The following is a 20,812-nucleotide window of genomic DNA, read 5'->3' on the forward strand; positions in this document are numbered from 1 at the left end:
AAGATACTCGACGATTCCCATGTGATGCTGCGAATCACGGCGTGTCGAGACGAGAATAACATTGGTCGGCTGATTCTGGCTGACCCGAATTACTGGAGGAAAATTGACAATGGAACTGACTGATATTTTGATCGACCTGAGCAACAGCAAGGCTGCGCTGGAGGTGGCCAACCACACCATCCGCCGCCTGAACGGCAAGTGCATGCGCAAGAATCTGGTCATCATCGGGCTGGCATGGCTCAGCATGAAGGCCTGCACGATGCTGGGGGAGAGTGAAAAGAAGCGCAAGGAAGCAGAGGAGCGCGCACGGAACGCTGAGACGCGTCTCTTTGAAGAGCAGCGGCCGACGAATGACGAGTGCTGCGACGGTAATGCCAGCATCGACAAAAAAGAAGTCTGACACAGACCTCGTAGAAAGGAGGAAGTCAGTTGCCAATGATTGATTTCCTGATGATCGCAACGCGGATGGGAAAACGCAATACGATCGAAATTTACCCGAAATTCATCATCAAGAAATCCAAAGATTTGATGATTCGGGGTTCTGATTTCTATGCGATCTGGTTGGAAGAGCGCGGTTTATGGAGCACGGAGGAGCAGGATGCGCTGCAGCTGATCGACCGGGAGCTTGATATTTATGTGCAGGAGCACAAGCAGCTGCTCAACGACAGCTATCGGGTGCTCCATATGTGGGATGCGGAGTCCGGCATGATCGACAACTGGCACCGATACTGCCAGCGGCAGATGCGGGACAACTATCACACCCTCGACGACACATTGATATTTGCAAACACCCCGGTCAAAAAGGACAGCTATGCGTCCAAGCGTCTGCCGTATCCGTTGGAAAAGGGGAGCATCAGCGCCTACGACGAGCTCGTGGGCACGTTATATTCTCCGGAAGAGCGCCAAAAGATCGAATGGGCCATTGGTGCCATCGTCAATGGCGACTCGAAAAAGATCCAGAAGTTCCTTGTGCTGTACGGTCCGCCCGGCAGCGGCAAATCTACGGTGTTGAACATCGTAGAGAAGCTGTTCGAGGGGTACTGCGGCACCTTCGACTCGAAGGCGCTGGGATCATCTTCAAATGCGTTTGCACTGGAAGCGTTCAAATCGAACCCGCTGATCGCAATCCAGCACGACGGCGACCTGTCACATATCGAGGACAATACCCGGCTGAACTCGCTCGTTTCCCACGAGACGATGATGGTGAATGAGAAATTCCGGAGCGCTTATGCAAACCAGTTTAAGTGCTTCCTGTTTCTCGGCACCAACAAGCCAGTCAAGATCACCGATGCGAAATCGGGCCTGATCCGACGGCTCATTGACGTGAATCCGAGCGGGGAAAAGATACCGGCAAAGAAATACCTCGACCTGGTGGGCAAGGTAGACTTTGAGCTTGGCGGGATTGCCTTCCACTGCAAGGAAGTGTACGAGAAGAACAAACGTTTGTACGACGATTATATTCCGACTCGTATGATGGGTGCATCCAATGATTTCTACAACTTCATGCTGGATTCCTATTATATTTTCAAGAAGGAAAACGGTGTCTCCCTGAAACGGGCATGGGCAATGTACAACGAATACAATACGGCTGCAAACGTGCCATATCCGTATTCGCGCCGTGCCTTCCGGGAAGAACTGATGAACTACTTCGAGGATTACAAGGAGCGGGAAACCGACGTGAACGGCGAGCGGGTGCGCAGCTATTACAGCGGTTTCAAGGCGGACAAATTCAAGGAATTTGCGGATACCTCCCAGGGGGAGTCTGCGAAAAATGACCCCCCGCCTTCATCCTGGATTGACTTCAAAGAGCAGCATTCTCTCTTCAATGATATTTGCAAGGATTGCCTGGCCCAGTATGCGAACGAAAATGGCACGCCCCTGCAAAAGTGGGAGAATGTCAGGACCAGGCTGGGCGGACTGGACACATCAAGACTGCACTATGTGAAAGTCCCGGAGAACCACATTGTGATCGACTTTGATATTCCAGGGCCAGACGGGAAAAAGAGCTTTGAGCGAAACCTCGAAGCGGCATCCAAATGGCCCAGAACCTACGCGGAGCTGAGCAAATCGGGTGCGGGAATCCACCTACATTATATTTACACCGGCGATGCGGCCAAACTGAGCCGGATCTATGACGAGAACATCGAGGTGAAGGTGTTCACGGGAAAGTCCTCGCTCCGGAGAAAACTGTCGAAATGCAATGATATTCCAATTGCAAACATCAGCAGCGGCTTACCATTGAAGGGAGAAAAAATGGTTGACACAAAGCAGATTCAGGATGAGCGGCATCTGCGTGTTCTCATCAAGAAAGCACTCGCCAAGGAAATCAGCCCCTACACCAAGCCCAGCGTGGACTTCATTGCGCACATCGTGGAGGAAGCGTATGAAGGAAACGTGACGTATGACATCGATGACATGCGGAATGTGATCCTTGCCTTCGCGGCCAACAGCACCAACCAGGCAGACGCATGCCTCAAAATCATATCGAAAATGCACTTTAAGTCGAAGGATGACATCGAGCGCAACGCTCCGACCGGAGAGGAAAAGCCCATGATATTTTTCAACTGCGAGGTGTTTCCGAACCTACTGCTCGTGAACTGGAAGTTTGCCAAGCAGGATAAAGTCTACCGGATGATCAACCCCACCCCGGCGGAGATCGAAGGTCTAACAAAGTATCGGCTGGTTGGGTTCAATAACCGCAAGTACGACAACCATATTCTCTGGGCACGGATGCTGGGAATGTCCAATGAGCAGATCTATGCCCTGTCCAATCAAATCGTCAACCAGCATACGGGCTTCTTTGGCGAGGCGTACAACCTCTCGTACACTGATATTTACGACTTCTCGTCGAAAAAGCAGAGCTTGAAGAAGTTCGAAATCGAACTGGGCATCCACCATCAGGAGTTGGGACTTCCATGGGATCAACCGGTGCCCAAGAGTCTTTGGGACAAAGTTGCGGAGTATTGCGACAACGACGTTCTGGCAACGGAAGCGCTGTTCTATTCGAAAGACCGGCAGGCGGACTTCATTGCGCGTGAGATTCTGGCAGACCTTGCCGGAATGACAGTCAACGACACGACCAACAGCCTAACCGCCCGAATTATATTTGGGCGGGAGAAGCATCCGAAGCTGGTCTACACCGACCTGGCAACAGGTAAATCGGATTCGGTGGTGGAAGTTGAGCCTGATATTTTGACGGATCAGAGCATCATCAATGCGTTTCCCGGTTACGAATGGGTACGCGGTGATGACGGAAAGATGCACAACATGTTCCGCGGCACCGACCTCGGCATGGGCGGCTATGTGTATGCCGAGCCGGGGATGTACCACAACATCGCTCTGCTGGACGTAGCATCCATGCATCCGCATTCGGCAGTGGCCATGAATTACTTTGGCGAGTACACCAAGCAGTTCAGCGACTTGATGGACGTGCGTATTCATGTAAAGCATGGTGAGTACGACAAGGCCAAGAAGCTGTTCGGAGGAAAACTTGCGAAGTATCTGGATGACCCTGGCCAGGCAAAAGCCTTGACACAGGCGCTGAAGATCGCCATCAACATGGTGTACGGGATGACCAGCGCGACCTTTGACAACCCGTTCCGCAACCCCAAGAACGTCAACAACATTGTGGCGCTTCGAGGGGCTTTATTCATGCGCACGTTGCAGGACGAGGTGCAGCAGCGTGGTTTCACCGTGGCACACATCAAGACGGATTCCATCAAAATCCCGGATGCCACGCCTGAAATCATCGACTTCTGCATGAACTTTGCGAAAAAGTACGGGTACACGTTTGAACACGAGGCTACCTATGAAAAGATGTGCCTGGTGAACAACGCCGTTTATATTGCAAAGTATCTCGATGCGGATACGGCAAAAGCGCAGTACGGTTATATTCCCGAAAAGAACGAGAAGAAAGGCGGAAAATGGACTGCCACCGGTACACAGTTCCAGGTGCCGTATGTCTTCAAGACGCTCTTCTCGAAGGAACCCATCGAGTTTCCTGACCTCTGCGAGACCAAAACTGTGTCGAAGGGTGCCATCTATCTGGATAAAAATGAGGACCTGCCCGAAGGCGAACACAATTATATTTTTGTGGGACGTGTCGGTCAGTTCTGCCCCATTATTCCGGGAAAGGGTGGTGCTCTGCTGCTGCGGGAAGCGGGCCTGAGTGATACCGGTGAACGGAAATATGCTTCTGTGACCGGAGCAAAGGATTACCGTTGGCTGGAAAGCGAGGCGGTCTATTCACTCCACATGGAGGACGATATCGACAAGGCATACTTCGACAAGGAAGTCAATGAAGCTGTCGATGAGATCTCCAAATACGGCGACTTCGAATGGTTCGCCGCAGATGATTCTGGGACTCCTCCCTGGAATGATATTCAGGATGAAGCTGCAAGAAATTTTGAAGTGAGGTGATATTTTATGTGTCATGGAAGTTTGTATGACCCCTATGGCCATCATATCGGGTTTGTCAATAACTTTTACACTAAACTGGGTTCTGTTCAAATGAATATTGAGCTGGAAGACGGAAGAACGTTCCAGTTCAATCCGGGTGATCTTCTGCGTGACCGTCAGGGTGACTGGCGTATTCGGAAGCGGGAAGGGTCGGTGCTCGATTCTATGCGTTATATGCACTGGGCTGACTGTGTGATGGAAGAGGCAGCCAAAAAGAAGGAGGAAACCAATATGACTGCACCAAGTATCAAGAATGTGATCTTCAATCCCCCCGCAACCATTGTGTTCTGGACGGATGGTAGCAAAACCGTTGTGAAGTGCAATGTAAAGGATGGGTTTGACCCTGAGAAGGGACTGACCATGGCTATTGCGAAGCGCTGCGCCAGCAACAGCGATGATTTCTACAAGGAAATCAAGACATGGATTGAGAAGAGCGAGTATAAGTGCCCAAGCACTGTTGTTTCGCCGGATCGATCCGCAAATCAGGATGTACTGAAAGAGTATGTTTTCAAGGCCAATAAGGCTTTGAAAGACTTTATCGCTGCCTCAGCAAACGGTAACAGCGTGACCATGCTTCTTAAAATGGCAGCGCTTACTGCCAATCTGGAAATTCTCGAAGAGAAAGTCAATAAGTAAAAATAGGAGACTGATATTTATGTACACTAAGCGTCAGAAAGTCAATATTGACGATACACGTTTCATCTATGCCACCAATTTCTCTGGTGATCCCAGCCGCGACCGCTTTGGCTCGGACAAGCGCCGCGTCAATGTGGTCATTCCTACGCAGGAACTGGCCGATCAGTTGGTGGCTCTCGGTGTGAAGGTACGGCAGACTAAGCCGAATCCTGAGCGTACCTACGACGAGCCGTTCGTTCCGACCTACTTCGTGCCGGTGACGATCAACATGGAGTCCAAGTGGCCGCCGCACGTGTACTGGATCACTACCACCGGCAAGCGTCTGCTCTGTGACATTGATACGATCAGCCAGCTTGATTTCATTCGGGTCAAGAATGTCTGCGTTCAGGCCAATCTCGTGGAGAAGCGCAACACTCCGGGCGAGTACAGCCTGTATGCCGACGTTATGTATGTCGAGCAGGATGCAGATGCCGATCCGTATGCAGAACGGTATGCGCGCTATGCTGCACCGGAAGCAGACATGGCCGAGCCGAGCGACCCGAACGACATGCCGTTCTAAGGGAGGCGCGTATGAAGAAACTGTTTATTAGCGTTCCTATGCGCAACCGCACGGAATACGATATCAAGGCATCGATGGAGCAGATGCACCGGATTGCAGAAGCAGTCTTTGGCGAAGAGCTGGAGGTGATTCCGACTTATTTTGAGGATGATCCTCCGGAGAACACCAATATGGCGATTTGGTATCTCGGTGAGAGCATCAAGAAACTGTCTGAAGCAGACCGCTTCATCGGTATTTACGATGAGGATAAGGGATATCGCGGTTGCATCATCGAGAATCTCGTTGCAAAAAACTACAGCATCCCGTCCTATCTGGTGAATGTCAGCTATGTCGCTCCTGATATCATCGAGCAGAAGCGTCGTGATGAACGCATCGCGAACCTTGAAATCTATTAAATGATATTTCGAGTGCCGGGGTCAGTCCCTAGTCGAATGCTCCAGCCGGTGAGTGCCCACGTCGCAAATGGCGTTCTCAGAGGCAGCAGCTCAGACTTATATTTTTAATAAAGGAGAAGAGCTATGAAAGTATTGCGCATCAAACCGATGTGCCGACCGGAGGTCATCGACATTGATGGCTCGTTGGAATCTCTGCAGAAAGAGGTCGGTGGCCTGATTCAAGCAACCTACCCGTGGGACGACAAAGTTGCTCTTATTTGTAACGATGAGGGCAAACTCAAGGGCCTGGAGTTCAACCGGCCGCTTTATAACGCTGACGCTCAGATGTACGACTATGTGGCTGGTGCATTTCTGATTGTAGGCTTGACCGAAGATGACTTTGGCTCTCTTTCGGTTGAAATGATCGAGAAATACACCAGGATGTTTCGCCGCTGCTATGGTCTGCTTGAGGACGAGGACGGTAAAAGATATATTGTGTGTATGAAGCCGAAGCAGTAATCGCAATAATTTCGTGAGCCGTGGAGAAATCTGCGGCTCTTTTATTTGAGTCATTAGCATGGGCTGTACGGCGGGTTCGATTCCCGCATGACTCGCAAATACTCAAAGCAAAAGGAGACTGATATTTGTGGCAAAAGCTTGGAAGATCGACAAGCCATGTATGGATTGCGGGGTGATGATGTACGCCGTTTATCCTGGCCAAAGGTACTGCGAGAAATGCAGAAAGGCGCGGTTCCTGAAAAAAGACGAACCGAAGCCGAAGAAACTTACACTTCAGGATATCATGCGCGAAGCTGATAAGGAGGGCTTGCAATATGCGTCCTACTGCAAAAAGCACGGACTCTACTAAGAAAGAGTGGAAGGTCTTTACGAAAAACGGCAAGGAGATTTTTGCTTACACGGTCTATGGTGAAGGCGAAGACGAACAGGAGGCGACTATCGCACTGCTGGCCTACGAAAATCATTGTAGAAAAACTTCGATCCATGTGCACACGGAATGGAGGTAATTACACTGATGGCAGGCGTAACGCTCTACGACTACCAGCTGGATGCACTCAAACGGATGAAAATTGGCTGCATCTTATGTGGAGGCGTAGGAAGCGGAAAATCGAGAACCAGTTTGGCGTTCTATTATACGCTATTTGATGGGATGGTGAACACGGAAAATTACGTTAAGATGACAGAACCACCGGATTTGTACATCATCACGACCGCTCGTAAACGAGATACTGGCGAATGGGATGAAGAACTGGCCCATTTCTACATGTCTACGGATAAAGAGCATGATGTTTACGAGCATACCGTCATTGTAGATTCCTGGAATAACATTGGAAAGTATGCTGGTGTAAAGAATTCGTTCTTTATATTTGACGAGCAGCGAGTCGTCGGGAAGGGCACATGGGTAAAGGCTTTCCTGAAAATCACGCAGAGCAATGAATGGATATTGCTCAGCGCGACCCCCGGCGATTGCTGGACAGATTATATTCCGGTGTTCATTGCAAATGGATTTTACCGTAACCGGTCAGACTTCAATAACCAGCATGTGGTTTATAGCCAATTCTGCACAAAATATCCGAAGATCGACCGATATTTGAATACCCAGCGTCTGGTAAGGCTGCGGGAACGGGTCCTGGTCGATATGGATTTTGAACGTTCGACGGTGTCTCACCATGAAAATATTTTCGTAGATTATGACAAGATGAAATACATGTCAATCTGCAAGAACCGGTGGAATCTTTGGGAGAACAAGCCAATCGAGACAGCCAGCGAGTTCTGCTATCTGCTGCGGAAGCTCGTCAATTCGGATGAGAGCCGCCAGCGGGAAGTGCTGGATATTTGCATGACCCGGTCCAGAGTCATCATCTTCTACAACTTTGACTATGAGCTGGATATTCTGCTGAATCTGGCCTATGACGAAGGCGTGGAAGTAGCACAATGGAACGGGCATAAGCATCAACCGATTCCGGATGGAGAGCGATGGGTATATTTGGTGCAATACAATGCCGGTGCTGAGGGTTGGAACTGTATCAAGACAGACACAATTATATTTTACAGTCAGAACTACTCCTACAAGATTATGGAACAGGCGTCTGGGCGTATCGACCGACTGAACACACCGTATAAGGATCTCTGGTACTACCACATGAAGAGCCGGGCAGGGATTGATCTGGCAATTTCGAGGGCACTGAACTCGAAGAAGGCATTTAACGAAAGGAAATTTTATGGAGAGTAATGATATTCGAGAACTGTTTACCAAGGAAATCGTAGAAAAAGCCAACAAAGAAATGACTGATTACGCAGTTTCTGATGAGTTGGCACTCAAAATGATGCTTCGCGCCACCTATGATGCTGCTTTTCAGAATTTCCTTGGAAATTATGTTATTGGCGCGATTGGGAAAATTATTGAAAAGTTGGAGGCGGAAAACTAATGGCGCTGTTTCATGGAATTTACAAGTGCCGCTTGTGTGGAGAATTATTTGAGTCTATTGCGACTGCTAGTGAAAACACGGCAATTGAATCCGTTTCGGGTGCAGCCTATGATGGCAAATGGTATCCGAAGGGCTGCGGAATTGGTGCGCATGTACGTGACGTTCACCATTGTAAAGACGGAAGCTTGGGGATAGGAGACTTTCAAGGATTCAAAAAGGAGGAAGACAAATGATTAAAGATTCTGGAGATCGCACGGAGTTTGAAACCGGTGCCAAGCGCGATATTTATGATTCTTTAAGGCTTACTGCGACGACCTGGGAGAAAATAGCAGATGCCTTAAATGCGATTGCAGAATACTTCGAGAAAGTAACGGCTTGTCTCATGGACTTGATTGAAGAAATTAAGAGGCAGCCATTGAAGATGATTCTGCAGAAGCTGCGCCCTGACTACAAGGACAAATGCAAAATCCGGTGGCTGGATATTCCCAACAAGGTTATGCAGGGGAGAATCAGGAGGTTCTGCTAATGGGAAATATTTCAAAGAAAATCAGAAAGAAGCTTGTCAAAGTTATCAATGCTAATTGCCATCGTGTAACGCACTTTGGAGAGCACAATGCGATATTTGTTCCTTACGACAGCAGCCCACTGTCTGCTATTTGGAAATATCTCTGCATCAGAGATGACGGTGTTTTTACAGGTCGTTTCTTGGTTGATCGAAGCGAAAAACATATTCCTTTCCGTGAGCGCTACTGTTGCATCAATGCTCCAGAACAATTATTTGCTCCAAGAGCGCATATCGAAATCGGCAAACAAATTGTCAATAGACTAAAAGAACACAACCAGCTTTATGCTGTTTATTACACATGGAGGAAAAGGAAATGATTAAAGATTCTGGAGATCGCACCGAATTTGAAACTGGTGCAAAACGTGACATGCACACAGGGAAGGGGCGGATGGATCTTCTGCCCTGGTATGGCATTATGGAGGTCAGCAAGCACTGCGAGGAAGGTGCGCTGAAGTACGGGGAACACAATGTGGATAAGGGCATCCCGCTGCATTCGCTTCTGGACAGTGCTTCTCGGCATCTGGCAAAGTACATGGTCGGTATGGACGATGAGGACCACCTGCGTGCTGCCTGCTGGAACCTGCTCTGGGCACTGAACCAGCGGGAGACCCATCCGGAGTTGGATGATAGGTTTAGCACAAAGTGTAACCTAGAGCTTCTGGAGAAGCATCTCGTAGTAAAACCGCTAGATATAGTGCGCATTAAATGCCTGCAATGTGGCGATACGCACAGAGTACCTAAAGAAGTATGGAATAATGCACCACATTTGCATGATTCCTATATGAAACTTTCATACTGCCCTATTTGTAAAAAGACAGTGGCTCATGGTATTGTGGAGGAGATGAAGTCTGATGAATGACTGGATGCGTGAAGTGGACTATGCTACTTACTGCCCGAAGTGCAAGAACTTTAGGGTGCTGGAGACGGATGAGCCTTGCAATGGGTGCCTGACGGAGTGCGCGCGGGAGGGTACGGTGAAGCCCGCGAAGTTTGAGGAGAAGACGCGAAAATAATGGGCCCCTTTATGAGATGATTAGTCTCGAAATTATATTTTGGAGGTACGAATTATGAACATGAACAAATTCATGACGACTATGGCAAAGGCGGGAGTGCTTTACATTGGTGCATTTGCAATTTGGAAGTTAGGCATTTGGCACGGTGAAGGAGCAGGCGTGGCACTTGGGTATGCGACCGAGCACATCATGTGCGCTGAAGGTGGTGCTCTTGGCTATTTGGAATATGTCGAGAAAAATGAAAGGAACTTGTTTGGCAAGATGTTTACGATGGGAGCCAAAGAAATCGAAAAAGCAGTTGAAAAACATTGAGAACAATTAACTCAAAGGCGAGAGCCGTGGAGAAATCTGCGGCTCTTTATTTTTTTATAAAAGGAGTGAAATACATGCGAGGCAGACCACCTAAAGAGATTGTGAGAAATGTAGCAGTTAAAATTCGACTGACCCCAGAAGAAAATGCTCTGCTTGCCAATGTTTGTGAACGTACAGGACAAACAAAATCTGAGGTGATTCGCAACGCCTTGAACGAGTATTCGAGATTGGTCGCCACGAAAGCAATTGATATTAACGCTCAAGTTAATCTCACAAGAAACGATATGGATAATTTGGGCGATATCGCCGAGGCATTGGCGGAATGCGGTTGCTTCGGTGCGTTTGATTTCTTATGCCGGGTTCAGAGCGAAGTGACAAAAATTGTAGAGTATCAGGAGGAGCAAGCGGCAAAATGAGAAACATGTCGAAGAAAACATGGAAACTCCGGGTTTGGAATCACATGACCGAGATGCAGAAGCTGGATATTCTGCTGAAGCACGCTAAGGTTCCGCATAGTTATGGACGTCGCTGGCCAGAGATGGACAGACCGAACTGTCAGGAGTATCTTCCGGGCGGACGACACGATGGCGGCGAGCAAATCATTGCGTATGATGCTGCTGGAAATCGTATCTGGGATGGCATTTGGGGTTGGGGTTCCTATGGCTTTGAGCAAGGGCTTATCGAGGTGATGGGCGCACAGCTACTTGGCCATGATGATGTTGAGGGCTGGCTCACGGCTCGTCAGGTCGCAAAGATGTGGAGGTGTAGAAATGCTGCGCAAAATCGTTGATTTCGTCAAAAAGATATTCTGGACAGAGCCGATGATTTCGACAGTCAACACGCTGAAAGATGCCATGCAGGATCTTGAGGTAGCCCGGAACCACTTTGAAAACTGTGACCCGGAGTTTATCACGGCTGCTATCTTCGAGCTGAACGCTGCGGAGAGCCGTCTGGATGCTGCAAGGAGGTGTGTGGTATGACTTGGGAGAAATTCGGTACATTCCTTGGACATTTGCTGGCGGCGACAGTGACCATCTGTGCGTGGCTGTTGATAATTGTGTTTACGCTGAAACTGATCTGGTTCATTTTGTTCCGGATTCTGCTGTGAGGTACGATATGATTGACTATGAAGAAGTTGTTGAGGCCATATGGAGGTACGATTGTCCTCGAATTGACATTGATGAGGATATTACGACACTTTATGCGGATGGCAAAGCTTATGCACAAGTTATTCGCAGGTCTGACGGGTCACGCGAGGACTTGTATTTTGAGGATTACGAGCTTCAAAAAGATATCCTGATTAAGCCGAACGCTAAGTTGCGTGATGCGGTCGAGCTTTGCATAAATGGTGACATTAGCTACGCAGATGCTCGTGAATGGTGCATGGAGAATGATATTTCACTTAGGCAGTTCGACAGGTGGCTTTATGGTGCGCTGAGAAAGTCTGATAACCCTGTCCGGGTGGAACCGAAAGAACCGTGGCCATATCGAGTGGTGGCGGGCATAAACCGGGTGCTGGAGATTCTGCTTGACTCGATTTTGGAGGATTTTATATGAAGATGTACACATTTTGGTTTGAGTGCACGGACAATGGTGGCGGGCATCAGGGTTTCGTGGTCAAAGCAGAAAATAAGCAGGAGGCTATCCGTAAAGGCATGAATATTGCAAAGAAGTTTGCTTGCGGAGATATCTGCGGCGACTGGGAGTGTAAGTTGAAGCGGGAGGATAGTTTATGAACGAAGACTTTGGAGCGATTACCATTCTTGCTCCAAAATGCCAGAAGTGCCCCAAAGTGAAATCCTGTGACCATAAACAAATGGCTCATCTCGGATACATAGTTCCACAAAGGGGCAACGGAAAGAGCTTCAGTCAGCTCGAAATGGTGGATTCACTGATGAAAAGGAGATTTAATTATGAAAATCATTGAACCTAAGTACGAAATCCTCACTGATATTTCTGAGGGCGGCATCAAGGAACTGCAGCAGATCGAGCGGGTGGCCCGTGTCTGCTACAAGAGCGAGGATAAGATCACGCCGGACGGTGAGTCGGCAAAGAAGCTGGTGGGCTTTCTGGTGAAGCAGGGGCATGAGGCTATGCTGGAGCATTCTCAGCTGTCCGTGCTGTTTACCTGTGACCGGGCCATTGCCAATGAGCTGGTGCGGCACCGCATTGCGAGCTTTGCGCAGGAGAGCACTCGGTACTGCAACTACTCGAAGGAGAAGTTTGGCAATGAGCTTACGTTCATCTGGCCGTCCTATGTCCGTGGTGAGCAGTATTGCGAACTGAACGATAGCGAGGTTACGATCAAAAGCTCGTTCTTGGAAGCTATGACTTATGCCGAAAAGGACTACAAGCTGATGATAGCTAACGGTATGCGTCCCGAACAGGCTCGCTGCGTGCTGCCGCTGTGCCTGAAGACCGAAATCGTGGTGACTGCCAATTACCGTGAGTGGCGCAACATCTTCAAGCTGCGTACTCCTGTGGCAGCTCATCCTCAGATGCGTGAGCTGATGTGCCCGCTGCTGAAGGAACTGCAGAGCAAGATCCCGGTGGTGTTCGATGATATTTACACATACTGGCCGGAGGATGACCAGACGGGAAAGGAAAGCGTGGAGAAGTAACTATGAAAAATCGTATTATTTGCGTTGTCGCATGCCTGATGATGCTCGTGGGCTGTGTGGTTCTGTGCAGCTGTGGCAACTATAAGATGTTCGATACGACCTTTACCTACTCCTGGGCACAGATTAAGCTGCCCGATGGAACTATCATCGAAGGTAAGGTAGATAACTGGACTGACTACGAAGGTGATCAGCTGCAAATCACGATTGACGGTACCACATATCTGGTTCATGCCGCAAATGCTATTATGAAAACCTGAGTGGGAAAGGATGTGGTGGCAAGAAATGCAGCAGAAAACGTATGATTTTCTCATACAGATGAGGGCTCCTGTGCTTACCTTTGGCGGAGACTTGCTGGGCGAGGCAATTGAACTGGTGATTCACGACCTGGAGGTTCATCAATTCATCTCGCTGGCAGATATTGAGTGCAATCTGGCAGATAAGTTCAGCTGTAGTCCAGGTTCTGCGGATCGGAGACTTCGTAGGGCAATGGATATGATGGAGTTCAGGGCAGGAGAGTATCCGAATCCGGAATTGGAGAAACTGCGCGTTGAGTATCGTGTGAATACATGGTCGGTTAAGAAATTCCTCTACGCAGCGGCAAGGAGGCTGATGAGTTATGAGTAATAAGGATCGAGCGATATGCCTGATTTGGTGTACGCTGATGCTGTGTCTGAGTATCTGGTTGTGCGGATGCTCAAAACGGGCTGATAGCAGGAGTATCACATTACAATTTACTATCCGAACACTAGGGATGTGTACGTAGAAGGCAATGGTGATGTGTTCTGGATGAGCTCAACCGATCATAGGATTAAAGTCCAAATCAATGGCAAACGATATAGTGCGAGTTGGAACAATGTTATAATTGAGTGGGATGTGAAATAATGAAAAGGTTTAATACGATTATTTGGGAATTGCCGCCGTAAATCTTGACGATGGTGCGTCTCCATGATATTCTTATACCAAGATGAGGAGGTGCTTTTATGACACGGACAGTAAAATGCCCTAGCTGCGGTGCTGAACTGACGGTGAAAGATGACAACCTGGACTTTATGTTTTGCGAGTTCTGCGGGACGAAGGTTCGGTTGGATGATTATCAGGAGACGCACCGGTATGTAAACGAAGCGGAAGTCCAGAGAGTAAAGGCTGAGAAAGAGCTGGAGCTCAAGAGGATGGAGATGGAAGAAAAGAAGCGGAAAGAAGATATTAAAGAAGAGAACAAAGGGCTTATAATTGGTGCGGTTGGTTTTGCAGTATTCATGATTATATGCCTTCTTGGTTCGAAAGGATTCTTTTGATTGCTCTGTCTACCCATTTTAATTTGCCGCTTTTTGTGAATTTTTGTGATAAAGCATCAAAATTTGTCATTTTCGTGGCCAAAAACCCAGTTCGTGGCCAAAAAATTAGAAAAAACGGCCACAAAAAATAACGATTATTCGTTAAAATTATGCAGTTTGGCCAAAAGCCCACTTTCTTCTTTTAGTTAATAAAAAATGAAAAATTATATATAGTAATTGACACTGAAAAACGGGTTTTTGGCCAGCGCTATTTTGGGACTTGAAAAAACTTGCCCATAGATGTATCATAGAACCACAGTGTACGAACGTAATGCTTCTGATTCTACGAGGTAAAGAGCATGGACTACATGGACGAGTTGGCTGAAAACTGGCGGGTACACGACTGTTCTTACGAGGGACGCGATGTTCTTCCAAATGGCGATGAGGTTTGGGTTTACAGCACCTTGGAATTGGGTCTACCAGTTCTGTGGGTGAAACATCCGGATGGCGCATTTGAATACCGTGTGATTCATACTCCGGGCTATGATCAACCCACAGGCGAACATTGGTGCTGGGATTGTCATTGTCGAATGGAACAGCACGGTGAGCTTTGGGTATGCCCAGAATGCGAGAGCGAAATCGAGGAGAGAGACATAGATATCGCATCTTCCCCAACAGAAGAAGCAAGCTATGCCGATGACTTTGAGCCTGAACCTGAATGGTTAGATGGTCGCTATGAAAACCTACATGTTCCGCATAATGAATATGATTTCGATGGGTTCTAAGCGGTAATACTGTTAATTGTAAAAGTCTCTGCGCTAATAACGCAGGGGCTTTTTTCTTTGTCCATTTTTTCACAAAAATTCACGCTTTCTCACAAAAACCCCCGCGATAAAAACATCCTCTTTTATGGGGGGAGTAGAATGCGTCTTACGCACTATTCCTTTCATTTTGGAGGTTGTACTATGCTCGAAAACAAATTTAAGACAGGATTGGTAAAGGAACTGAAAGAACGCTTTCCTGGCTGCATGGTTATTCATCTTGATCCAAACGAGATTCAGGGTATCCCGGATCTCTTGGTTTTGCATGAGGACACATGGGCAGCATTGGAAGGTAAAAAGTCAGCAAAAGCATCTCATCGCCCGAACCAGGACTATTATGTTCAGCATATGAGCGAGATGAGCTTTGCGGCCTTTATCTATCCCGAAAACAAGGAGGAGATACTCAATGCAATGGAACGATCATTCGAGGCTCACAGGGCAGCACGCGTTTCTGGGAGCTAGTAAGTATCATTGGCTCAACTACGACGCACAGCGTTTGGCCGATGCGTACTTGAGCTTTCAAGCAAAAGAAAAAGGCACGAGGCTTCACGCATTTGCAGCAGAGTGCATTACGCTCCGACAGAAGTTGCCTAAAAGCAAAAAGACGCTCAATGCCTATGTCAATGACGCAATTGGCTTTCGCATGATTCCTGAGATGGTTCTCTATTACAGTGAGAACTGCTTTGGAACTGCGGATGCGATTTCGTTCAACGACGATTTTCTCCGCATCCATGATCTTAAAACCGGAGCTGTTCCTGCGCATATGGAACAGCTCTTTATTTATGCTGCTCTGTTCTGCATGGAATACGGGATTCGACCGAAAGATATTCAGTTCGAGGCTCGTATCTACCAGAATGACGATGTTTGGATCGAAAATCCTACGTATGAGGATATTGACCCCATCATCGAGAAGATTCGCGAGTTTGATAAGGTAATTGCAGAATTGAAGTTAGGAGCAGTAGCATGAACCAGATCGAGAAAGATGTCCGCGCCTATTTTGGCATTCCTTTCAACGAAAGCGTTTTGGAGCACTATGGCACCAAACGTCATTCTGGTCGCTATCCGTGGGGTTCTGGTGATAATCCTTATCAGCATTCTGGCGATTTTCTGTCTCGTATTGAGACACTGAAGAAAAAAGGGCTGTCCGAAAAGGACATCATCAATGCCATAAACGACACACTCCCCAAGGAGTATCAGCTGAGCCCTACTGAGTTTCGGGTTGCGAGAAGTAAAGCAATCAGTTTGCGGAAGCAGTCTGAATACGAGCAGATCAAGGACCTGAAAGACAACAAAGGGCTCGGTTGGACGGAGATTGCGAACCAACTCGGTATGAGTGAATCGAGCGTTCGGTCAAAATATGCCGGAAATATCGACCAAAAAGCCAAACGTGCTGAAAATATTGCCAATACCTTGAAAAAAGAAGTAGATAAAAAAGGTATGGTTGATATTTCCGAAGGTGCCAATCAGGTACTTGGCGTGACAGAAACCGAACTTTCTAATGCTGCTTACACCTTGGAGGCAGAATACGGATACAAGCGCTATGGCGTTGGTATCCGGCAGCCGACCAATATTCGCCAGCAAACGAATATCACGGTGCTGGCCAAGCCAGAGTTTGACCAAAAGTACGCTTATCAGCATCAGGACCAGATCGACTCTTTGGGTGATTATCATTCTGATGATGGTGGGGACACTTTTACGAAGCTGCAGCGCCCGTCCAGTCTAGACTCAAGCCGCGTTGCTATTCGTTATGGTGACGAGGGCGGTCTGGACAAAGACGGCGTAATGGAAATTCGTCGTGGCGTTCCTGATCTGGATCTCGGCAAAAGCCACTATGCGCAGGTTCGTATTTTGGTGGATGGAGACCATTATCTGAAAGGCATGGCAGTCTATTCGGATGATCTCCCTGATGGTATTGATGTCATGTTCAACACCAACAAACCGTCCGGTACACCCAAGATGAAAGTCTTGAAGGAAGCGAAAGCTGACCCGGATAACCCGTTTGGTGCAGCCATCAAAGCTAACGGACAGAGTATGTACATTGGCGCTGATGGCAAAGAACATCTGTCGCCCATCAATAAACTGAAAGAAGAAGGGGATTGGGATACTATGTCCCGAAACGTTTCCTCTCAGTTTTTATCCAAGCAGCCCAAAAAGCTGATTGAGAATCAGCTGAAGTTTACGGTTGCGGATTATCAAGCGCAGTATGATGAAATCATGCACTATGATAACCCGACGGTCAAGAAGAAGCTGCTGAACGACTTTGCGGATACCTGCGAAGGTACGTCGATGACTCTGAAAGCATCGGCATTCCCCGGACAATCGACCAAAGTTATCCTGCCGATCAATAAGATCAAGGAGAACGAAGCCTACTGCCCGACTTATGAGAACGGCACTCAGCTTGCATTGATTCGTTATCCTCATGCAGGCACTTTTGAAATTCCTATTGTTACGGTAAACAATAAGAATCTGCATGGTAAGCGTAATCTTGGGCAGATCCAGGATGCAATCGGCATCAACGCAAAGGTTGCAGAGCGCCTGTCTGGTGCCGACTTCGACGGTGATACCGTCATGACCATCCCTATCAGCGATAAGGTGCCCATCAAATCTACGCGGCCGCTAAAAGCACTTGAGGGGTTTGATCCTAAGACTGCTTATGCTGTACCCGAAGGCAATCCCAATCATGTGCGTATCATGAAGAAGGAAGAGAAGCAGCGTGAGATGGGCGTGATCTCCAACCTCATCACTGATATGACTTTGCGTGGCGCATCAGAAGATGAATTGGCTCGTGCAGTCAAGCATTCGATGGTTGTTATTGATGCCGAGAAGCACAAGCTGGACTACAAGCGCTCTGAAAAAGAGAATGGAATCCAGGAGCTGAAAGAGAAGTGGCAGATTCGTGTTGACGAGGACGGCAACACTAAGTATGGTGGCGCATCCACCCTGCTATCCCGCCGTAAGCAGACGGTTCGTGTTCCTGAGCGTCGTGGCAGCATCCGTGTTGATAAGGATACAGGCGAGTTTATCTACAAAGAGAGCGGACGTACTTTTACCGATCCCAAGACGGGCAAGGAACGTATCGCTGAGGATACGGTAAGCCTTATCTCTGAGACGAAGGACGCCCGCACTCTGTCGTCTGGCACGATCCAGGAGAACCTGTACGCAGACTTTTCCAATAAGCTCAAAGCCATGGCTAACCAGGCTCGCAAAGAGGCTGCTAACATGAAGGGCTTGGAGTATAGTCCATCCGCCGCCAAAGCATACGCTCCTGAGGTTGCGTCTTTGAAGGAAAAGTATAACAGAATGATCGCCAATAAGCCCAAAGAGCGTAAGGCAATGCTGATTGCAAATTCCAATATCAAAGCGAAGATCCAGGAACAGGGCCTCGACCCTAAAAACACGGAAGACAAGAAAGAAATCAAGAAGATTTCGTCTGTTGAAATGCAACGTGCACGTGACTCTGTCGGTGCAAGCGGCCGTAAGTCCAAGGTGACCTTCACGGATAAGGAGTGGGAAGCTGTTCAGGCTGGCGCAATTTCGGACAACATGTTGACGAAGTTTCTCGATTCTTCGGATTCTGACGAAATCGTAAAGCGCGCAATGCCGAAAACGACATCTGTTATGTCTTCTGCTAAGATGAGCAAAGCAAAAGCGATGCTCCGCAGCGGATACACGTACAAAGAAATCGCGCAGGCTTGCGGTGTGCCAGAATCCACAGTTTATAGTGCGCTCAACAAATAAAAACATTTCAGAAAGGCTTTGAATTATGGTTCGATGCTTTTTGACTACGATCGACAACCCGTACAATCCGTATGACCAGTTCGATCAGTGGTATCGGTACGATACGGATCATGGTTATAACTCTTCTGGTCTGCTTATGCGGCTGGCAGAGACGTCCTCTCAATTCACAGACAATGAAAATGCCTATGAAATTGAGCGCGCAATTGACAAAATCGTTGCGAATGATCCGTTAAACATCTATAAAAAGCTCAAGCTCACCCTCGAAGACGAGGACACCATCAAAGAAAGCGCATAAAGGCATAGGGAGGGGGTCTCAAAAATGACACCCCCTCTCAAATCGCGCCGGTCTTTGATATTTCCCCGGAGGGAAAATTGATATTTGGGCTTTAAGAACAAGAAAAAACACCAGAATCCTCGCCGTGCATTGAGAATACTGGTGTTTTTTATATTTTACTGCTTTTGTTCCGTGTCCATAGAAGCAGTCGCAAGCTGCTCTAAAGACATTGTAATGTTTCGGAGACAATCTTCACGAGTTACTGAAACATTTTTGACGACTGTATAATCGCTTTTCAAGGTTATAACTTTTTCTAAAGTATCGTTCATTCTGTATCACCACCTTTCAAACAGAATAAACGAGTCTGTTAAGATGTTAAACCTCCAGAACAAGTATACAGATAAGTATATGCCAAGTCAAGCGGGAACAAAAGAAAGACAATCGCCGAGGCTGTGGGGAGTAGACTACGGCTTCGGCGGTTTTTGCAAGGGCTCATGGGAGGAAGATCGTTCCTCCTTTTGGGTTTCATGATGTTAAGCCTCCAAAATTAACATTGTTCATGATCGAGTTTGTCCATTTTACCTTTGCGACGGAAGGCATTTGTTTTCATTTTCTCCTTTCAAATGATAGGCCTCGCTGCTACTCCTGACACCTCCCATGAACCCTTGCAAAAGCGTAAACCTTATTACATATGTGCGAAAAGAGGATTGCGGATGAAACCGAAGAAAAACGCGCCCGGAGAAACGGCTGCGGCTTCGGCCCGGCCAGCATCATCTCCGGAAGCACAGGAAAATTACATGATCAACCTTGCGATGAAGCTGGTGGAGAAGCGGCTGCGCGAGGGTACGGCATCCAGCGCCGAGACGACTCATTTTCTGAAGCTGGCGACGACGAAAGCGGACCTTGAAAAGAAGAAACTCGAAGAGGAAAATAAGCTGCTGCGGGCGAAAACAGAGACGTTGCAGAATGCAAAGAACTCGGAAGAGCTGTACGCAAAGGCCGTTCAGGCGATGCGGAAGTACAACGGCCTTGGCGAGGATGACGAGTATGCGGACAGCTGAGATGAAAAGCTATACAGAACTATGCCAGCTGGCGACATTTGAAGAGCGGCTGAAGTATCTGGAGCTGCACGGAGAAGTTGGGAAAGACACATTCGGGTTTGACCGGTGGCTGAATCAGGCGTTTTATCAATCGAAGGAGTGGCGGCAGTTCCGGGACCGGATCATCGTGAGGGACAACGGCTGTGACCTGGGATGCGAAGACCGCCCGATCACGGACTGGGTGCTCCAGGGCGGAAAAGCGATCCGGCCGAAGATCTCGATTCATCATCTGAACCCCATTACAAAAGAAGATGTCCTCCAGCACAGCAAAAAACTGCTGGACCCGGAGAACGCCATTTGTGTTTCGGCGGCGACGCATAAAGCCATCCATTACGGGACGGGTCAAAATGCAAAACTGCCAGACGGAGAACGAAGACCAGGCGACACCTGCCCATGGAGGAAAGAACATGTACCAGAGACGAGCGTTTGAACCGAAGGAAACGAAAACCAGCAATGATATCCGCGCGAAGCTGGAGGAAGTGGAGCAGATGCTTTGCAAAATCGGCCCTTGCAGAGAGCGCAGTCTGGCACTGACGAAGCTGGACGAGGCACTGCTGTGGGCGAACGTGGCAATTGCTCAGGCCGGTGTGGAAGATTACATGCAATAAAGGAGAAAACAA

36 protein-coding genes are annotated in these 20,812 nt (G+C 48.2%); 35 read left to right on the top strand and 1 reads right to left on the bottom strand.

Translation table 11 applies throughout. The annotated features are described in order from the left end of the window. Window positions 1-109 precede the first annotated feature (109 nt). The 32 genes from ACNQFG_RS10780 (at window position 110) to ACNQFG_RS10935 (ending at window position 19,113) form a co-directional block, all read left to right on the top strand. Window positions 110-400 (top strand): hypothetical protein, encoded by a 291-nt coding sequence (locus ACNQFG_RS10780; RefSeq protein ID WP_423404901.1) that lies wholly within the window; start codon window positions 110-112, stop codon window positions 398-400. A 35-nt stretch (window positions 401-435) separates the two neighbouring features. Continuing rightward, window positions 436-4,419: a DUF5906 domain-containing protein gene (locus ACNQFG_RS10785; protein WP_423406585.1), complete on the top strand. Its 3,984-nt coding sequence runs from the start codon at window positions 436-438 to the stop codon at window positions 4,417-4,419. A 6-nt stretch (window positions 4,420-4,425) separates the two neighbouring features. Then, window positions 4,426-5,094, top strand: a complete 669-nt coding sequence (locus tag ACNQFG_RS10790) for a hypothetical protein (RefSeq protein ID WP_223381397.1) — start codon at window positions 4,426-4,428, stop codon at window positions 5,092-5,094. 19 nt (window positions 5,095-5,113) lie between these two features. Beyond that, the gene (locus ACNQFG_RS10795) at window positions 5,114-5,653 is read left to right on the top strand and encodes a hypothetical protein (RefSeq protein ID WP_423404902.1); all 540 of its coding nucleotides are present in this window, start codon (window positions 5,114-5,116) and stop codon (window positions 5,651-5,653) included. 11 nt (window positions 5,654-5,664) lie between these two features. Further along, window positions 5,665-6,048, top strand: a complete 384-nt coding sequence (locus ACNQFG_RS10800) for a hypothetical protein (RefSeq protein ID WP_423404903.1) — start codon at window positions 5,665-5,667, stop codon at window positions 6,046-6,048. A 123-nt stretch (window positions 6,049-6,171) separates the two neighbouring features. Next, the gene (locus ACNQFG_RS10805) at window positions 6,172-6,546 is read left to right on the top strand and encodes a DUF3846 domain-containing protein (protein ID WP_423404904.1); all 375 of its coding nucleotides are present in this window, start codon (window positions 6,172-6,174) and stop codon (window positions 6,544-6,546) included. 138 nt (window positions 6,547-6,684) lie between these two features. Beyond that, on the top strand, window positions 6,685-6,843 hold the full coding sequence (locus ACNQFG_RS10810) for a hypothetical protein (RefSeq protein ID WP_423404905.1): 159 nt from the start codon (window positions 6,685-6,687) through the stop codon (window positions 6,841-6,843). 17 nt (window positions 6,844-6,860) lie between these two features. Beyond that, complete coding sequence (locus ACNQFG_RS10815) at window positions 6,861-7,052, top strand: hypothetical protein (RefSeq protein ID WP_223381402.1); 192 nt, start codon at window positions 6,861-6,863, stop codon at window positions 7,050-7,052. Between the two features lie 8 nt (window positions 7,053-7,060). Beyond that, window positions 7,061-8,278, top strand: a complete 1,218-nt coding sequence (locus tag ACNQFG_RS10820; RefSeq protein WP_423404906.1) for a hypothetical protein — start codon at window positions 7,061-7,063, stop codon at window positions 8,276-8,278. Continuing rightward, window positions 8,268-8,474, top strand: coding sequence for a hypothetical protein (locus ACNQFG_RS10825; RefSeq protein ID WP_118552957.1), 207 nt, complete (start codon window positions 8,268-8,270; stop codon window positions 8,472-8,474). The genes ACNQFG_RS10820 and ACNQFG_RS10825 overlap by 11 nt, the downstream gene beginning before the upstream one ends. Beyond that, entirely contained in the window at window positions 8,474-8,707 is a 234-nt protein-coding gene (locus ACNQFG_RS10830) for a hypothetical protein (protein WP_118552958.1), read from the top strand. Before ACNQFG_RS10825 ends, ACNQFG_RS10830 begins: the two co-directional genes overlap by 1 nt. After that, complete coding sequence (locus tag ACNQFG_RS10835) at window positions 8,704-9,000, top strand: hypothetical protein (protein WP_423404907.1); 297 nt, start codon at window positions 8,704-8,706, stop codon at window positions 8,998-9,000. The genes ACNQFG_RS10830 and ACNQFG_RS10835 overlap by 4 nt, the downstream gene beginning before the upstream one ends. Next, window positions 9,000-9,356 carry a hypothetical protein gene (locus tag ACNQFG_RS10840; RefSeq protein ID WP_423404908.1) on the top strand — a complete coding sequence of 119 codons (357 nt, stop codon included), beginning with the start codon at window positions 9,000-9,002 and terminating at the stop codon, window positions 9,354-9,356. The genes ACNQFG_RS10835 and ACNQFG_RS10840 overlap by 1 nt, the downstream gene beginning before the upstream one ends. Continuing rightward, entirely contained in the window at window positions 9,353-9,898 is a 546-nt protein-coding gene (locus tag ACNQFG_RS10845) for a dATP/dGTP diphosphohydrolase domain-containing protein (RefSeq protein WP_423404909.1), read from the top strand. Before ACNQFG_RS10840 ends, ACNQFG_RS10845 begins: the two co-directional genes overlap by 4 nt. Then, window positions 9,891-10,052 carry a hypothetical protein gene (locus ACNQFG_RS10850; protein WP_423404910.1) on the top strand — a complete coding sequence of 54 codons (162 nt, stop codon included), beginning with the start codon at window positions 9,891-9,893 and terminating at the stop codon, window positions 10,050-10,052. The genes ACNQFG_RS10845 and ACNQFG_RS10850 overlap by 8 nt, the downstream gene beginning before the upstream one ends. Window positions 10,053-10,106: 54 nt before the next feature. Continuing rightward, complete coding sequence (locus ACNQFG_RS10855) at window positions 10,107-10,364, top strand: hypothetical protein (RefSeq protein ID WP_423404911.1); 258 nt, start codon at window positions 10,107-10,109, stop codon at window positions 10,362-10,364. Continuing rightward, complete coding sequence (locus ACNQFG_RS10860; RefSeq protein ID WP_423404912.1) at window positions 10,361-10,780, top strand: ribbon-helix-helix protein, CopG family; 420 nt, start codon at window positions 10,361-10,363, stop codon at window positions 10,778-10,780. Before ACNQFG_RS10855 ends, ACNQFG_RS10860 begins: the two co-directional genes overlap by 4 nt. Further along, complete coding sequence (locus ACNQFG_RS10865) at window positions 10,777-11,154, top strand: hypothetical protein (protein ID WP_423404913.1); 378 nt, start codon at window positions 10,777-10,779, stop codon at window positions 11,152-11,154. Before ACNQFG_RS10860 ends, ACNQFG_RS10865 begins: the two co-directional genes overlap by 4 nt. A gap of 31 nt (window positions 11,155-11,185) precedes the next feature. Next, window positions 11,186-11,344, top strand: a complete 159-nt coding sequence (locus tag ACNQFG_RS10870) for a hypothetical protein (RefSeq protein ID WP_423404914.1) — start codon at window positions 11,186-11,188, stop codon at window positions 11,342-11,344. Beyond that, window positions 11,341-11,472 carry a hypothetical protein gene (locus tag ACNQFG_RS10875; protein ID WP_423404915.1) on the top strand — a complete coding sequence of 44 codons (132 nt, stop codon included), beginning with the start codon at window positions 11,341-11,343 and terminating at the stop codon, window positions 11,470-11,472. Before ACNQFG_RS10870 ends, ACNQFG_RS10875 begins: the two co-directional genes overlap by 4 nt. 8 nt (window positions 11,473-11,480) lie before the next feature. Continuing rightward, complete coding sequence (locus ACNQFG_RS10880) at window positions 11,481-11,921, top strand: hypothetical protein (protein ID WP_423404916.1); 441 nt, start codon at window positions 11,481-11,483, stop codon at window positions 11,919-11,921. Continuing rightward, on the top strand, window positions 11,918-12,100 hold the full coding sequence (locus ACNQFG_RS10885) for a hypothetical protein (protein WP_223381428.1): 183 nt from the start codon (window positions 11,918-11,920) through the stop codon (window positions 12,098-12,100). Before ACNQFG_RS10880 ends, ACNQFG_RS10885 begins: the two co-directional genes overlap by 4 nt. Beyond that, entirely contained in the window at window positions 12,097-12,291 is a 195-nt protein-coding gene (locus ACNQFG_RS10890; RefSeq protein WP_223381430.1) for a hypothetical protein, read from the top strand. The genes ACNQFG_RS10885 and ACNQFG_RS10890 overlap by 4 nt, the downstream gene beginning before the upstream one ends. Next, entirely contained in the window at window positions 12,278-12,985 is a 708-nt protein-coding gene (thyX, locus tag ACNQFG_RS10895) for an FAD-dependent thymidylate synthase (protein ID WP_223381432.1), read from the top strand. Before ACNQFG_RS10890 ends, thyX begins: the two co-directional genes overlap by 14 nt. 2 nt (window positions 12,986-12,987) lie before the next feature. Then, on the top strand, window positions 12,988-13,242 hold the full coding sequence (locus tag ACNQFG_RS10900) for a hypothetical protein (RefSeq protein ID WP_223381434.1): 255 nt from the start codon (window positions 12,988-12,990) through the stop codon (window positions 13,240-13,242). A gap of 25 nt (window positions 13,243-13,267) precedes the next feature. After that, entirely contained in the window at window positions 13,268-13,609 is a 342-nt protein-coding gene (locus tag ACNQFG_RS10905; protein WP_223381436.1) for a hypothetical protein, read from the top strand. A gap of 356 nt (window positions 13,610-13,965) precedes the next feature. Continuing rightward, entirely contained in the window at window positions 13,966-14,280 is a 315-nt protein-coding gene (locus tag ACNQFG_RS10910) for a hypothetical protein (protein ID WP_423404917.1), read from the top strand. 338 nt (window positions 14,281-14,618) lie between these two features. Next, window positions 14,619-15,044, top strand: a complete 426-nt coding sequence (locus tag ACNQFG_RS10915) for a hypothetical protein (protein ID WP_423404918.1) — start codon at window positions 14,619-14,621, stop codon at window positions 15,042-15,044. 180 nt (window positions 15,045-15,224) lie between these two features. Further along, window positions 15,225-15,542, top strand: coding sequence for a hypothetical protein (locus ACNQFG_RS10920; RefSeq protein WP_423404919.1), 318 nt, complete (start codon window positions 15,225-15,227; stop codon window positions 15,540-15,542). Next, window positions 15,487-16,047: a DUF2800 domain-containing protein gene (locus ACNQFG_RS10925; protein WP_118552971.1), complete on the top strand. Its 561-nt coding sequence runs from the start codon at window positions 15,487-15,489 to the stop codon at window positions 16,045-16,047. The genes ACNQFG_RS10920 and ACNQFG_RS10925 overlap by 56 nt, the downstream gene beginning before the upstream one ends. Further along, window positions 16,044-18,818: a helix-turn-helix domain-containing protein gene (locus tag ACNQFG_RS10930; protein WP_423404920.1), complete on the top strand. Its 2,775-nt coding sequence runs from the start codon at window positions 16,044-16,046 to the stop codon at window positions 18,816-18,818. The genes ACNQFG_RS10925 and ACNQFG_RS10930 overlap by 4 nt, the downstream gene beginning before the upstream one ends. Before the next feature lie 40 nt (window positions 18,819-18,858). Then, window positions 18,859-19,113 (top strand): hypothetical protein, encoded by a 255-nt coding sequence (locus ACNQFG_RS10935; protein WP_423404921.1) that lies wholly within the window; start codon window positions 18,859-18,861, stop codon window positions 19,111-19,113. A gap of 155 nt (window positions 19,114-19,268) precedes the next feature. Here the strand turns inward: ACNQFG_RS10935 and ACNQFG_RS10940 are convergent, their stop codons facing one another. Continuing rightward, window positions 19,269-19,421: a hypothetical protein gene (locus ACNQFG_RS10940; RefSeq protein ID WP_423404922.1), complete on the bottom strand. Its 153-nt coding sequence runs from the start codon at window positions 19,419-19,421 to the stop codon at window positions 19,269-19,271. Between the two features lie 384 nt (window positions 19,422-19,805). Between ACNQFG_RS10940 and ACNQFG_RS10945 the strand changes: the two genes are divergently transcribed. The 3 genes from ACNQFG_RS10945 to ACNQFG_RS10955 are packed head-to-tail and all read left to right on the top strand — an operon-like array spanning window position 19,806 to window position 20,800. Further along, complete coding sequence (locus ACNQFG_RS10945; protein WP_423404923.1) at window positions 19,806-20,153, top strand: hypothetical protein; 348 nt, start codon at window positions 19,806-19,808, stop codon at window positions 20,151-20,153. Window position 20,154: 1 nt separating this feature from the next. Further along, complete coding sequence (locus ACNQFG_RS10950) at window positions 20,155-20,622, top strand: hypothetical protein (RefSeq protein WP_423404924.1); 468 nt, start codon at window positions 20,155-20,157, stop codon at window positions 20,620-20,622. Beyond that, the gene (locus ACNQFG_RS10955) at window positions 20,600-20,800 is read left to right on the top strand and encodes a DUF7681 family protein (RefSeq protein WP_423404925.1); all 201 of its coding nucleotides are present in this window, start codon (window positions 20,600-20,602) and stop codon (window positions 20,798-20,800) included. Before ACNQFG_RS10950 ends, ACNQFG_RS10955 begins: the two co-directional genes overlap by 23 nt. Window positions 20,801-20,812: the final 12 nt, after the last annotated feature.

The organism is Faecalibacterium prausnitzii, from assembly GCF_049532945.1.
Taxonomy (GTDB): domain Bacteria; phylum Bacillota; class Clostridia; order Oscillospirales; family Ruminococcaceae; genus Faecalibacterium; species Faecalibacterium prausnitzii_N.